Genomic DNA, 14,643 nt, shown 5'->3' with positions numbered 1-14,643 from the left:
CCATTTTCTCTTCAGGCCATGACTTCCTTCCCTGTCAACACCAACCCTGAGCCAAGCAAGAACGAGGGTGCATCCACCCCCCCCTCTGCCGGCTGGTTCGCCAAGCTGCCTGGCTTGGATCAATCCGACGTGGCGGCGTTGGTTGGACATCAGCGTTTATCCCAGGCCCTTGATCTCGAGCAAAAGCCGGACAATCGTCACCTGCGCCTGTCCTTGTACTTCCTGGGTGGTGCAGCAGCTTTGTTTGTTCCCTGGGCGGCGCTGACTCCGTTGACGCAGGTCGTTCAGGCTTCCGGTGAGGTCGTGCCGGAGGGTGCGGTGAATGTGGTTCAGCACTTGGAGGGAGGGATTGTCTCCAAGGTGGATGTCCGCGATGGCCAGGAGGTGAAAGAGGGACAGGTGTTGCTGGAGCTCAACCCCAAGCTGGTGGGCAGTGAATATGACGCCGCTGAGCAGAAGCTCGAGAACCTGTTGCTGCAGCAAAAGCAACTGCAGGCGGCGATCCGTGGTGACGCCACCATCTCAGTTGACGATCTCAAGGGGATGGAGCAGGGCAACAAGGTCAGTGCTGCCCAGCAACAGCTGCTGACCAGTCGCCTTGCCAATCGAGCTGACCAGTTGGCGGCTGCTCGGGCGACGGTGCAGCAAAAGCAGGCGGAAGTCGATGGGTTGAACGAGCAGATCAATCTCCAAACCCAGCAGGTGGCGATGTGGGCGTCGCTTCAGGAATCCGGCGGGGCCTCAAGGTTGCAGTTGCTCCATACCAAGACGCAGTTAGCGGAGATGAAGGGGGCGCGGAATGAAGCGCGCAAGGCCCTGAGCCAGGCCCAAGCCAACCTGAAGGGGGTGGAATCCGGACTGCAGTTCGAGAACAACTCACAAATTGCGGAGTTGGTGAGCGAAGAAGCTGTGGTGGCCGAAAACATCAAAAAAGTGCGCAACCAGCTTGAGCGCACCAAGGTCACGGCCCCGGTCAGTGGGGTGATCAGCGACCTGCGCTACAAGGCCCCAGGTGCTGTGGTGGGCCCAGGTGCCGTGGTTCTGCAGGTCGTTCCGACTGGCAGTAAGAAGTTGGTGGAGGTGCGGGTGCCATCCAAAGACATTGGCTTTGTGAAGGTCGGTCAACGGGTGGACGTGAAGCTCCAGCCGTTTGATTCCACCATTTATGGCTCTGTGCCCGGCAAGGTGCTGAGTTTGGCGGGCACCACGGTTCAAGATCCGGATACCCGTGCCTACTACTACCTGGCACGGGTGGAGCTGGACCGGCAGTTTGTGGATCAGCGCCGCAAGAAATTTCCGATTCAAGCGGGGATGCCTCTGGTTGCGGATATCCAGGGGCAACGCCGCAGCGTTCTGCGTTATCTCTTCCAGCCGTTTACTCGGACGATGGATTCAGCACTTCGGGAGAGTCGCTAAAGACCTCTCTTTTGTTTGTCTCGTTCGATCACTTCCTTCCAGATCAAAGCCTGCATGCGGGATCTGGAAGGCCTCTTTCTATCTCCTTTCGATTTGCCTTGATTCTTAACCACCTGCCCTACTTCTTTGCCTTCTGAAGGCAACCGAGGTCAATACCTTGGCAATAGATGTGCGCTTCGGCGTAGGGATCGATGCCAGCAGAAGAAGGACTCGGTTTTGCTCTCAATCCTGGTGGCGATGCCCAAGCGGCAGAAACCGATCGGGACATGGCGGGCAACGTCCAGGACCGGAAGGTGCCAGATCCACACGGTGAGTTTGTTCTGCCAGGTGGGGCCAAGGCATTTCAGAACATTCCCTACGAAGGGATCCCGGAAACGGTGGACCAGCCACCACCGCCAGAGGTTGTGGCGAAGCCCACGATCCCTGGTCCGCAGTACGCACCGCAGGGGAGCAGCGGGGGCATTCCTTTGTTCCTCACTACAACTGCTGAGGAGTCCCAACCGGCATTGGTCCCGCAGCAGCAGCCTGGCCAGCCACCGACGGGGGTTGCAGCGACACCGCTTCAGCCCTTGCCTGCTGCAGCCGACGCTGTTGAATCGGCTCTGCCTGCTGATCCCCCATTCGATCCCAATCCGCCGATCATCGATGCTTCTGACTTAGGTGAAGCACTGACGTTTGATGGCGGCTTAATCGACGGCAATTTTGTCGGCGATCAGGGAGCTGGCGATACAGATCCGAGCCCAGTGGTTGCCAGTGTTGATTTCTCCGCCAACTTCACGGTCACAGCACCAGGGCCTGGAGCAACACGAACAACGACCTATGCGCTTGTGTTGGATAGTGACTACCCGGAAGGATCGCCATCTGGATTGACGAGTGGTGGCGTACCGATCCGTCTTTATGAGATAGGAGGGGTGATTTATGGCTCGACGTCATTGACTGAGGGCGGAGTGAATGCTGGGAATACCGCCTTCACGATTGAGATGAATAGCAGCAGCGGGGTGTTGACGCTGACGCAGTCGTATGCAATCGATCACAGTCAGTCGGATACGTACAACGGATCCTATATCGAGGACTTGGCTTTGCTAGCCAATAGCCAAGTGGATCTCTTGGTCAGTGTCACCGATGACTATGGCTCGGGAATTGTCAGATCTGCTACGGCATCTATTGATTTAGGAGGGAATATCCGATTTGGTGATGATGGCCCAGGTAACCCGACGTTGACGTTGAGTGGAACGGAGCCGATTGCGCTGACGTTTGATGGAGGTTTAAGCGGCGGAAACTTTGTTGGAGTGGAGGGAGCAGGGGATACGAATGGGAGCCCAGTGGTTGCGAGTGTGGATTTTTCAGGAGCGTTTGCGAGCGGAAATCTGAGTGACTACGGAGCGGACGGAGCGGGAACAGGTAGCGTTGTGACGTATGAGTTAATTCTGGATAGTGCGTACACGGAAGGAACGCCATCTGGATTGACGAGTGGAGGAGTGTCGATCCGTCTGTATGAGTCAGGCGGAGTGATCACGGGATCGACGTCATTGACGGAGGTCGGAGTGAATGCTGGGAACACGGCATTCACGATTGTTGTGAATAGCAGCAGCGGAGTGTTGACGCTGACGCAGTCGAAGGCGATCGACCATTTGCAGACGGATACGTATGACGGAGCGTATATAGAGGACTTGGCGTTATTAGGGAATGATCTGATTGAACTGAGGGCGACAGCGTCAGGGACGTTTGATTCAGAAGGAGATGTGTCGACGGAAGCGAGTGCGAGTTTGGATTTAGGAGGGAATATCCGATTTGGTGATGATGGCCCAGGTAACCCGACGTTGACGTTGAGTGGAACGGAGCCGATTGCGCTGACGTTTGATGGAGGTTTAAGCGGCGGAAACTTTGTTGGAGTGGAGGGAGCAGGGGATACGAATGGGAGCCCAGTGGTTGCGAGTGTGGATTTTTCAGGAGCGTTTGCGAGCGGAAATCTGAGTGACTACGGAGCGGACGGAGCGGGAACAGGTAGCGTTGTGACGTATGAGTTAATTCTGGATAGTGCGTACACGGAAGGAACGCCATCTGGATTGACGAGTGGAGGAGTGTCGATCCGTCTGTATGAGTCAGGCGGAGTGATCACGGGATCGACGTCATTGACGGAGGTCGGAGTGAATGCTGGGAACACGGCATTCACGATTGTTGTGAATAGCAGCAGCGGAGTGTTGACGCTGACGCAGTCGAAGGCGATCGACCATTTGCAGACGGATACGTATGACGGAGCGTATATAGAGGACTTGGCGTTATTAGGGAATGATCTGATTGAACTGAGGGCGACAGCGTCAGGGACGTTTGATTCAGAAGGAGATGTGTCGACGGAAGCGAGTGCGAGTTTGGATTTAGGAGGGAATATCCGATTTGGTGATGATGGCCCAGGTAACCCGACGTTGACGTTGAGTGGAACGGAGCCGATTGCGCTGACGTTTGATGGAGGTTTAAGCGGCGGAAACTTTGTTGGAGTGGAGGGAGCAGGGGATACGAATGGGAGCCCAGTGGTTGCGAGTGTGGATTTTTCAGGAGCGTTTGCGAGCGGAAATCTGAGTGACTACGGAGCGGACGGAGCGGGAACAGGTAGCGTTGTGACGTATGAGTTAATTCTGGATAGTGCGTACACGGAAGGAACGCCATCTGGATTGACGAGTGGAGGAGTGTCGATCCGTCTGTATGAGTCAGGCGGAGTGATCACGGGATCGACGTCATTGACGGAGGTCGGAGTGAATGCTGGGAACACGGCATTCACGATTGTTGTGAATAGCAGCAGCGGAGTGTTGACGCTGACGCAGTCGAAGGCGATCGACCATTTGCAGACGGATACGTATGACGGAGCGTATATAGAGGACTTGGCGTTATTAGGGAATGATCTGATTGAACTGAGGGCGACAGCGTCAGGGACGTTTGATTCAGAAGGAGATGTGTCGACGGAAGCGAGTGCGAGTTTGGATTTAGGAGGGAATATCCGATTTGGTGATGATGGCCCAGGTAACCCGACGTTGACGTTGAGTGGAACGGAGCCGATTGCGCTGACGTTTGATGGAGGTTTAAGCGGCGGAAACTTTGTTGGAGTGGAGGGAGCAGGGGATACGAATGGGAGCCCAGTGGTTGCGAGTGTGGATTTTTCAGGAGCGTTTGCGAGCGGAAATCTGAGTGACTACGGAGCGGACGGAGCGGGAACAGGTAGCGTTGTGACGTATGAGTTAATTCTGGATAGTGCGTACACGGAAGGAACGCCATCTGGATTGACGAGTGGAGGAGTGTCGATCCGTCTGTATGAGTCAGGCGGAGTGATCACGGGATCGACGTCATTGACGGAGGTCGGAGTGAATGCTGGGAACACGGCATTCACGATTGTTGTGAATAGCAGCAGCGGAGTGTTGACGCTGACGCAGTCGAAGGCGATCGACCATTTGCAGACGGATACGTATGACGGAGCGTATATAGAGGACTTGGCGTTATTAGGGAATGATCTGATTGAACTGAGGGCGACAGCGTCAGGGACGTTTGATTCAGAAGGAGATGTGTCGACGGAAGCGAGTGCGAGTTTGGATTTAGGAGGGAATATCCGATTTGGTGATGATGGCCCAGGTAACCCGACGTTGACGTTGAGTGGAACGGAGCCGATTGCGCTGACGTTTGATGGAGGTTTAAGCGGCGGAAACTTTGTTGGAGTGGAGGGAGCAGGGGATACGAATGGGAGCCCAGTGGTTGCGAGTGTGGATTTTTCAGGAGCGTTTGCGAGCGGAAATCTGAGTGACTACGGAGCGGACGGAGCGGGAACAGGTAGCGTTGTGACGTATGAGTTAATTCTGGATAGTGCGTACACGGAAGGAACGCCATCTGGATTGACGAGTGGAGGAGTGTCGATCCGTCTGTATGAGTCAGGCGGAGTGATCACGGGATCGACGTCATTGACGGAGGTCGGAGTGAATGCTGGGAACACGGCATTCACGATTGTTGTGAATAGCAGCAGCGGAGTGTTGACGCTGACGCAGTCGAAGGCGATCGACCATTTGCAGACGGATACGTATGACGGAGCGTATATAGAGGACTTGGCGTTATTAGGGAATGATCTGATTGAACTGAGGGCGACAGCGTCAGGGACGTTTGATTCAGAAGGAGATGTGTCGACGGAAGCGAGTGCGAGTTTGGATTTAGGAGGGAATATCCGATTTGGTGATGATGGCCCAGGTAACCCGACGTTGACGTTGAGTGGAACGGAGCCGATTGCGCTGACGTTTGATGGAGGTTTAAGCGGCGGAAACTTTGTTGGAGTGGAGGGAGCAGGGGATACGAATGGGAGCCCAGTGGTTGCGAGTGTGGATTTTTCAGGAGCGTTTGCGAGCGGAAATCTGAGTGACTACGGAGCGGACGGAGCGGGAACAGGTAGCGTTGTGACGTATGAGTTAATTCTGGATAGTGCGTACACGGAAGGAACGCCATCTGGATTGACGAGTGGAGGAGTGTCGATCCGTCTGTATGAGTCAGGCGGAGTGATCACGGGATCGACGTCATTGACGGAGGTCGGAGTGAATGCTGGGAACACGGCATTCACGATTGTTGTGAATAGCAGCAGCGGAGTGTTGACGCTGACGCAGTCGAAGGCGATCGACCATTTGCAGACGGATACGTATGACGGAGCGTATATAGAGGACTTGGCGTTATTAGGGAATGATCTGATTGAACTGAGGGCGACAGCGTCAGGGACGTTTGATTCAGAAGGAGATGTGTCGACGGAAGCGAGTGCGAGTTTGGATTTAGGAGGGAATATCCGATTTGGTGATGATGGCCCAGGTAACCCGACGTTGACGTTGAGTGGAACGGAGCCGATTGCGCTGACGTTTGATGGAGGTTTAAGCGGCGGAAACTTTGTTGGAGTGGAGGGAGCAGGGGATACGAATGGGAGCCCAGTGGTTGCGAGTGTGGATTTTTCAGGAGCGTTTGCGAGCGGAAATCTGAGTGACTACGGAGCGGACGGAGCGGGAACAGGTAGCGTTGTGACGTATGAGTTAATTCTGGATAGTGCGTACACGGAAGGAACGCCATCTGGATTGACGAGTGGAGGAGTGTCGATCCGTCTGTATGAGTCAGGCGGAGTGATCACGGGATCGACGTCATTGACGGAGGTCGGAGTGAATGCTGGGAACACGGCATTCACGATTGTTGTGAATAGCAGCAGCGGAGTGTTGACGCTGACGCAGTCGAAGGCGATCGACCATTTGCAGACGGATACGTATGACGGAGCGTATATAGAGGACTTGGCGTTATTAGGGAATGATCTGATTGAACTGAGGGCGACAGCGTCAGGGACGTTTGATTCAGAAGGAGATGTGTCGACGGAAGCGAGTGCGAGTTTGGATTTAGGAGGGAATATCCGATTTGGTGATGATGGCCCAGGTAACCCGACGTTGACGTTGAGTGGAACGGAGCCGATTGCGCTGACGTTTGATGGAGGTTTAAGCGGCGGAAACTTTGTTGGAGTGGAGGGAGCAGGGGATACGAATGGGAGCCCAGTGGTTGCGAGTGTGGATTTTTCAGGAGCGTTTGCGAGCGGAAATCTGAGTGACTACGGAGCGGACGGAGCGGGAACAGGTAGCGTTGTGACGTATGAGTTAATTCTGGATAGTGCGTACACGGAAGGAACGCCATCTGGATTGACGAGTGGAGGAGTGTCGATCCGTCTGTATGAGTCAGGCGGAGTGATCACGGGATCGACGTCATTGACGGAGGTCGGAGTGAATGCTGGGAACACGGCATTCACGATTGTTGTGAATAGCAGCAGCGGAGTGTTGACGCTGACGCAGTCGAAGGCGATCGACCATTTGCAGACGGATACGTATGACGGAGCGTATATAGAGGACTTGGCGTTATTAGGGAATGATCTGATTGAACTGAGGGCGACAGCGTCAGGGACGTTTGATTCAGAAGGAGATGTGTCGACGGAAGCGAGTGCGAGTTTGGATTTAGGAGGGAATATCCGATTTGGTGATGATGGCCCAGGTAACCCGACGTTGACGTTGAGTGGAACGGAGCCGATTGCGCTGACGTTTGATGGAGGTTTAAGCGGCGGAAACTTTGTTGGAGTGGAGGGAGCAGGGGATACGAATGGGAGCCCAGTGGTTGCGAGTGTGGATTTTTCAGGAGCGTTTGCGAGCGGAAATCTGAGTGACTACGGAGCGGACGGAGCGGGAACAGGTAGCGTTGTGACGTATGAGTTAATTCTGGATAGTGCGTACACGGAAGGAACGCCATCTGGATTGACGAGTGGAGGAGTGTCGATCCGTCTGTATGAGTCAGGCGGAGTGATCACGGGATCGACGTCATTGACGGAGGTCGGAGTGAATGCTGGGAACACGGCATTCACGATTGTTGTGAATAGCAGCAGCGGAGTGTTGACGCTGACGCAGTCGAAGGCGATCGACCATTTGCAGACGGATACGTATGACGGAGCGTATATAGAGGACTTGGCGTTATTAGGGAATGATCTGATTGAACTGAGGGCGACAGCGTCAGGGACGTTTGATTCAGAAGGAGATGTGTCGACGGAAGCGAGTGCGAGTTTGGATTTAGGAGGGAATATCCGATTTGGTGATGATGGCCCAGGTAACCCGACGTTGACGTTGAGTGGAACGGAGCCGATTGCGCTGACGTTTGATGGAGGTTTAAGCGGCGGAAACTTTGTTGGAGTGGAGGGAGCAGGGGATACGAATGGGAGCCCAGTGGTTGCGAGTGTGGATTTTTCAGGAGCGTTTGCGAGCGGAAATCTGAGTGACTACGGAGCGGACGGAGCGGGAACAGGTAGCGTTGTGACGTATGAGTTAATTCTGGATAGTGCGTACACGGAAGGAACGCCATCTGGATTGACGAGTGGAGGAGTGTCGATCCGTCTGTATGAGTCAGGCGGAGTGATCACGGGATCGACGTCATTGACGGAGGTCGGAGTGAATGCTGGGAACACGGCATTCACGATTGTTGTGAATAGCAGCAGCGGAGTGTTGACGCTGACGCAGTCGAAGGCGATCGACCATTTGCAGACGGATACGTATGACGGAGCGTATATAGAGGACTTGGCGTTATTAGGGAATGATCTGATTGAACTGAGGGCGACAGCGTCAGGGACGTTTGATTCAGAAGGAGATGTGTCGACGGAAGCGAGTGCGAGTTTGGATTTAGGAGGGAATATCCGATTTGGTGATGATGGCCCAGGTAACCCGACGTTGACGTTGAGTGGAACGGAGCCGATTGCGCTGACGTTTGATGGAGGTTTAAGCGGCGGAAACTTTGTTGGAGTGGAGGGAGCAGGGGATACGAATGGGAGCCCAGTGGTTGCGAGTGTGGATTTTTCAGGAGCGTTTGCGAGCGGAAATCTGAGTGACTACGGAGCGGACGGAGCGGGAACAGGTAGCGTTGTGACGTATGAGTTAATTCTGGATAGTGCGTACACGGAAGGAACGCCATCTGGATTGACGAGTGGAGGAGTGTCGATCCGTCTGTATGAGTCAGGCGGAGTGATCACGGGATCGACGTCATTGACGGAGGTCGGAGTGAATGCTGGGAACACGGCATTCACGATTGTTGTGAATAGCAGCAGCGGAGTGTTGACGCTGACGCAGTCGAAGGCGATCGACCATTTGCAGACGGATACGTATGACGGAGCGTATATAGAGGACTTGGCGTTATTAGGGAATGATCTGATTGAACTGAGGGCGACAGCGTCAGGGACGTTTGATTCAGAAGGAGATGTGTCGACGGAAGCGAGTGCGAGTTTGGATTTAGGAGGGAATATCCGATTTGGTGATGATGGCCCAGGTAACCCGACGTTGACGTTGAGTGGAACGGAGCCGATTGCGCTGACGTTTGATGGAGGTTTAAGCGGCGGAAACTTTGTTGGAGTGGAGGGAGCAGGGGATACGAATGGGAGCCCAGTGGTTGCGAGTGTGGATTTTTCAGGAGCGTTTGCGAGCGGAAATCTGAGTGACTACGGAGCGGACGGAGCGGGAACAGGTAGCGTTGTGACGTATGAGTTAATTCTGGATAGTGCGTACACGGAAGGAACGCCATCTGGATTGACGAGTGGAGGAGTGTCGATCCGTCTGTATGAGTCAGGCGGAGTGATCACGGGATCGACGTCATTGACGGAGGTCGGAGTGAATGCTGGGAACACGGCATTCACGATTGTTGTGAATAGCAGCAGCGGAGTGTTGACGCTGACGCAGTCGAAGGCGATCGACCATTTGCAGACGGATACGTATGACGGAGCGTATATAGAGGACTTGGCGTTATTAGGGAATGATCTGATTGAACTGAGGGCGACAGCGTCAGGGACGTTTGATTCAGAAGGAGATGTGTCGACGGAAGCGAGTGCGAGTTTGGATTTAGGAGGGAATATCCGATTTGGTGATGATGGCCCAGGTAACCCGACGTTGACGTTGAGTGGAACGGAGCCGATTGCGCTGACGTTTGATGGAGGTTTAAGCGGCGGAAACTTTGTTGGAGTGGAGGGAGCAGGGGATACGAATGGGAGCCCAGTGGTTGCGAGTGTGGATTTTTCAGGAGCGTTTGCGAGCGGAAATCTGAGTGACTACGGAGCGGACGGAGCGGGAACAGGTAGCGTTGTGACGTATGAGTTAATTCTGGATAGTGCGTACACGGAAGGAACGCCATCTGGATTGACGAGTGGAGGAGTGTCGATCCGTCTGTATGAGTCAGGCGGAGTGATCACGGGATCGACGTCATTGACGGAGGTCGGAGTGAATGCTGGGAACACGGCATTCACGATTGTTGTGAATAGCAGCAGCGGAGTGTTGACGCTGACGCAGTCGAAGGCGATCGACCATTTGCAGACGGATACGTATGACGGAGCGTATATAGAGGACTTGGCGTTATTAGGGAATGATCTGATTGAACTGAGGGCGACAGCGTCAGGGACGTTTGATTCAGAAGGAGATGTGTCGACGGAAGCGAGTGCGAGTTTGGATTTAGGAGGGAATATCCGATTTGGTGATGATGGCCCAGGTAACCCGACGTTGACGTTGAGTGGAACGGAGCCGATTGCGCTGACGTTTGATGGAGGTTTAAGCGGCGGAAACTTTGTTGGAGTGGAGGGAGCAGGGGATACGAATGGGAGCCCAGTGGTTGCGAGTGTGGATTTTTCAGGAGCGTTTGCGAGCGGAAATCTGAGTGACTACGGAGCGGACGGAGCGGGAACAGGTAGCGTTGTGACGTATGAGTTAATTCTGGATAGTGCGTACACGGAAGGAACGCCATCTGGATTGACGAGTGGAGGAGTGTCGATCCGTCTGTATGAGTCAGGCGGAGTGATCACGGGATCGACGTCATTGACGGAGGTCGGAGTGAATGCTGGGAACACGGCATTCACGATTGTTGTGAATAGCAGCAGCGGAGTGTTGACGCTGACGCAGTCGAAGGCGATCGACCATTTGCAGACGGATACGTATGACGGAGCGTATATAGAGGACTTGGCGTTATTAGGGAATGATCTGATTGAACTGAGGGCGACAGCGTCAGGGACGTTTGATTCAGAAGGAGATGTGTCGACGGAAGCGAGTGCGAGTTTGGATTTAGGAGGGAATATCCGATTTGGTGATGATGGCCCAGGTAACCCGACGTTGACGTTGAGTGGAACGGAGCCGATTGCGCTGACGTTTGATGGAGGTTTAAGCGGCGGAAACTTTGTTGGAGTGGAGGGAGCAGGGGATACGAATGGGAGCCCAGTGGTTGCGAGTGTGGATTTTTCAGGAGCGTTTGCGAGCGGAAATCTGAGTGACTACGGAGCGGACGGAGCGGGAACAGGTAGCGTTGTGACGTATGAGTTAATTCTGGATAGTGCGTACACGGAAGGAACGCCATCTGGATTGACGAGTGGAGGAGTGTCGATCCGTCTGTATGAGTCAGGCGGAGTGATCACGGGATCGACGTCATTGACGGAGGTCGGAGTGAATGCTGGGAACACGGCATTCACGATTGTTGTGAATAGCAGCAGCGGAGTGTTGACGCTGACGCAGTCGAAGGCGATCGACCATTTGCAGACGGATACGTATGACGGAGCGTATATAGAGGACTTGGCGTTATTAGGGAATGATCTGATTGAACTGAGGGCGACAGCGTCAGGGACGTTTGATTCAGAAGGAGATGTGTCGACGGAAGCGAGTGCGAGTTTGGATTTATATCCGATTTGGTGATGATGGCCCAGGTAACCCGACGTTGACGTTGAGTGGAACGGAGCCGATTGCGCTGACGTTTGATGGAGGTTTAAGCGGCGGAAACTTTGTTGGAGTGGAGGGAGCAGGGGATACGAATGGGAGCCCAGTGGTTGCGAGTGTGGATTTTTCAGGAGCGTTTGCGAGCGGAAATCTGAGTGACTACGGAGCGGACGGAGCGGGAACAGGTAGCGTTGTGACGTATGAGTTAATTCTGGATAGTGCGTACACGGAAGGAACGCCATCTGGATTGACGAGTGGAGGAGTGTCGATCCGTCTGTATGAGTCAGGCGGAGTGATCACGGGATCGACGTCATTGACGGAGGTCGGAGTGAATGCTGGGAACACGGCATTCACGATTGTTGTGAATAGCAGCAGCGGAGTGTTGACGCTGACGCAGTCGAAGGCGATCGACCATTTGCAGACGGATACGTATGACGGAGCGTATATAGAGGACTTGGCGTTATTAGGGAATGATCTGATTGAACTGAGGGCGACAGCGTCAGGGACGTTTGATTCAGAAGGAGATGTGTCGACGGAAGCGAGTGCGAGTTTGGATTTAGGAGGGAATATCCGATTTGGTGATGATGGCCCAGGTAACCCGACGTTGACGTTGAGTGGAACGGAGCCGATTGCGCTGACGTTTGATGGAGGTTTAAGCGGCGGAAACTTTGTTGGAGTGGAGGGAGCAGGGGATACGAATGGGAGCCCAGTGGTTGCGAGTGTGGATTTTTCAGGAGCGTTTGCGAGCGGAAATCTGAGTGACTACGGAGCGGACGGAGCGGGAACAGGTAGCGTTGTGACGTATGAGTTAATTCTGGATAGTGCGTACACGGAAGGAACGCCATCTGGATTGACGAGTGGAGGAGTGTCGATCCGTCTGTATGAGTCAGGCGGAGTGATCACGGGATCGACGTCATTGACGGAGGTCGGAGTGAATGCTGGGAACACGGCATTCACGATTGTTGTGAATAGCAGCAGCGAGTGTTGACGCTGACGCAGTCGAAGGCGATCGACCATTTGCAGACGGATACGTATGACGGAGCGTATATAGAGGACTTGGCGTTATTAGGGAATGATCTGATTGAACTGAGGGCGACAGCGTCAGGGACGTTTGATTCAGAAGGAGATGTGTCGACGGAAGCGAGTGCGAGTTTGATTTTAGGAGGGAATAGTCCGATTTGGTGATGATGGCCCAGGTAACCCCGACGTGACGTTGAGTGGAACGGAGCCGATTGCGCTGACTTTTGATGGAGGTTTAAGCGGCGGAAACTTGTTGGAGTGGGAGGGAGCAGGGATACGAATGGGAGCCCAGTGGTTCGCGAGTGTGGATTTTTTCAGGAGCGTTTGCGAGCGGAATCCAGTGGTTGCGAGTGTGGATTTTTCAGGAGCGTTTGCGAGCGGAAAAATTGAGTGACTACGGAGCGGACGGAGCGGGAACAGGTAGGCGTTGTGACGTATGAGTTAATTCTGGATAGTGCGTACACGGAAGGAACGCATGGATTGACGAGTGGAGGAGTGTCGATCCGTCTGTATGAGTCAGGCGGAGTGATCACGGGATCGACGTCATTGACGGAGGTCGGAGTGAATGCTGGGAACACGGCATTCACGATTGTTGTGAATAGCAGCAGGGAGTGTTGACGCTGACGCAGTCGAAGGCGATCGACCTTGCAGACGGATACGTATGACGGAGCGTATATAGAGGACTTGGCGTTATTAGGAATGATCTGATTGAACTGAGGGCGACAGCGTCAGGGACGTTTGATTCAGAAGGAGATGTGTCGACGGAAGCGAGTGCGAGTTTGATTAGGAGTGGAATATCCGATTTGGTGATGATGGCCCAGGTAAACCCGACGTTGACGTTGAGTGGAACGGAGCCGATTGCGCTGACGTTTGATGGAGGTTTTAAGCGGGGAAACTTTGTTGGAGTGGAGGGAGCAGGGGATACGAATGGGAGCCCAGTGGTTGCGAGTGTGGATTTTTTAGAGGCGTTTGCGAGCGGAAATCTGAGTGACTACGGAGCGGACGGAGCGGGAACAGGTAGCGTTGTGGAGTATGAGTTAATTTGGATAGAGTGCGTACAGGAAGGAACGCCATCTGGATTGACGAGTGGAGGAGTGTCGATCCGTCTGTATGAGTCAGGCGAGTGATACGGGGGTCGACGTCATTGACGGGAGGTCGGACGGAGTGATCACGGGATCGACGTCATTGACGGAGGTCGGAGTGAATGCTGGGAACACGGCATTCACGATTGTTGTGAATAGCAGCAGCGGAGTGTTGACGCTGACGCAGTCGAAGGCGATCGACCATTTGCAGACGGATACGTATGACGGAGCGTATATAGAGGACTTGGCGTTATTAGGGAATGATCTGATTGAACTGAGGGCGACAGCGTCAGGGACGTTTGATTCAGAAGGAGATGTGTCGACGGAAGCGAGTGCGAGTTTGGATTTAGGAGGGAATATCCGATTTGTGATGATGGCCCAGGTAACCCGACGTTGACGTTGAGTGGAACGGAGCCGATTGCGCTGACGTTTGATGGAGGTTAAGCGGCGGAAACTTTGTTGGAGTGGAGGGAGCAGGGGATACGAATGGGAGCCCAGTGGTTGCGAGTGTGGATTTTTCAGGAGCGTTTGCGAGCGGAAATCTGAGTGACTACGGAGCGGACGGAGCGGGAACAGGTAGCGTTGTGACGTATGAGTTAATTCTGGATAGTGCGTACACGGAAGGAACGCCATCTGGATTGACGAGTGGAGGAGTCGATCCGTCTGTATGAGTCAGGCGGAGTGATCACGGGATCGACGTCATTGACGGAGGTCGGAGTGAATGCTGGGAACACGGCATTCACGATTGTTGTGAATAGCAGCAGCGGAGTGTTGACGCTGACGCAGTCGAAGGCGATCGACCATTTGCAGACGGATACGTATGACGGAGCGTATATAGAGGACTTGGCGTTATTAGGAATGATCTGATTGAA

General features: G+C 54.0%; 9 protein-coding genes. All 9 read left to right on the top strand.

Translation table 11 applies throughout. The features are described 5' to 3' along the window. The first annotated feature begins 18 nt into the window (after positions 1-18). Entirely contained in the window at positions 19-1,416 is a 1,398-nt protein-coding gene (locus MY494_RS03000) for an HlyD family type I secretion periplasmic adaptor subunit (protein WP_247911271.1), read from the top strand. Between the two features lie 191 nt (positions 1,417-1,607). Further along, positions 1,608-11,648 (top strand): DUF5801 repeats-in-toxin domain-containing protein, encoded by a 10,041-nt coding sequence (locus tag MY494_RS02995; protein ID WP_247911270.1) that lies wholly within the window; start codon positions 1,608-1,610, stop codon positions 11,646-11,648. Continuing rightward, complete coding sequence (locus MY494_RS02990; protein WP_247911269.1) at positions 11,617-12,657, top strand: DUF5801 repeats-in-toxin domain-containing protein; 1,041 nt, start codon at positions 11,617-11,619, stop codon at positions 12,655-12,657. The genes MY494_RS02995 and MY494_RS02990 overlap by 32 nt, the downstream gene beginning before the upstream one ends. Next, positions 12,654-12,854 carry a hypothetical protein gene (locus MY494_RS02985; RefSeq protein ID WP_247911268.1) on the top strand — a complete coding sequence of 67 codons (201 nt, stop codon included), beginning with the start codon at positions 12,654-12,656 and terminating at the stop codon, positions 12,852-12,854. Before MY494_RS02990 ends, MY494_RS02985 begins: the two co-directional genes overlap by 4 nt. A 225-nt stretch (positions 12,855-13,079) precedes the next feature. Then, positions 13,080-13,307, top strand: a complete 228-nt coding sequence (locus MY494_RS02980) for a hypothetical protein (RefSeq protein WP_247911267.1) — start codon at positions 13,080-13,082, stop codon at positions 13,305-13,307. Positions 13,308-13,501: 194 nt separating this feature from the next. Continuing rightward, a complete protein-coding gene (locus MY494_RS02975) occupies positions 13,502-13,816 on the top strand; it encodes a hypothetical protein (protein WP_247911266.1) in 315 nt (104 codons plus the stop codon). Then, on the top strand, positions 13,800-14,168 hold the full coding sequence (locus MY494_RS02970; RefSeq protein WP_247911265.1) for a DUF5801 repeats-in-toxin domain-containing protein: 369 nt from the start codon (positions 13,800-13,802) through the stop codon (positions 14,166-14,168). The genes MY494_RS02975 and MY494_RS02970 overlap by 17 nt, the downstream gene beginning before the upstream one ends. 67 nt (positions 14,169-14,235) lie before the next feature. Continuing rightward, entirely contained in the window at positions 14,236-14,442 is a 207-nt protein-coding gene (locus MY494_RS02965) for a hypothetical protein (protein WP_247911264.1), read from the top strand. Next, positions 14,417-14,638, top strand: coding sequence for a DUF5801 repeats-in-toxin domain-containing protein (locus tag MY494_RS02960; protein WP_247911263.1), 222 nt, complete (start codon positions 14,417-14,419; stop codon positions 14,636-14,638). The genes MY494_RS02965 and MY494_RS02960 overlap by 26 nt, the downstream gene beginning before the upstream one ends. The last annotated feature ends 5 nt before the right edge of the window (positions 14,639-14,643 follow it).

Source organism: Synechococcus sp. A10-1-5-1, from assembly GCF_023115425.1.
Taxonomy (GTDB): domain Bacteria; phylum Cyanobacteriota; class Cyanobacteriia; order PCC-6307; family Cyanobiaceae; genus Vulcanococcus.
Note: the sequence above shows the minus strand (reverse complement) of the source record. Positions and strands in the feature narration are given on the sequence as shown.

Coding starts and splice junctions, on each gene's coding strand:
- MY494_RS03000 (WP_247911271.1), top strand. CDS start 19: ATGACTTCCTTCCCTGTCAACACCAACCCTGAGCCAAGCAAGAACGAG.
- MY494_RS02995 (WP_247911270.1), top strand. CDS start 1,608: ATGCCAGCAGAAGAAGGACTCGGTTTTGCTCTCAATCCTGGTGGCGAT.
- MY494_RS02975 (WP_247911266.1), top strand. CDS start 13,502: ATGGCCCAGGTAAACCCGACGTTGACGTTGAGTGGAACGGAGCCGATT.
- MY494_RS02970 (WP_247911265.1), top strand. CDS start 13,800: ATGAGTCAGGCGAGTGATACGGGGGTCGACGTCATTGACGGGAGGTCG.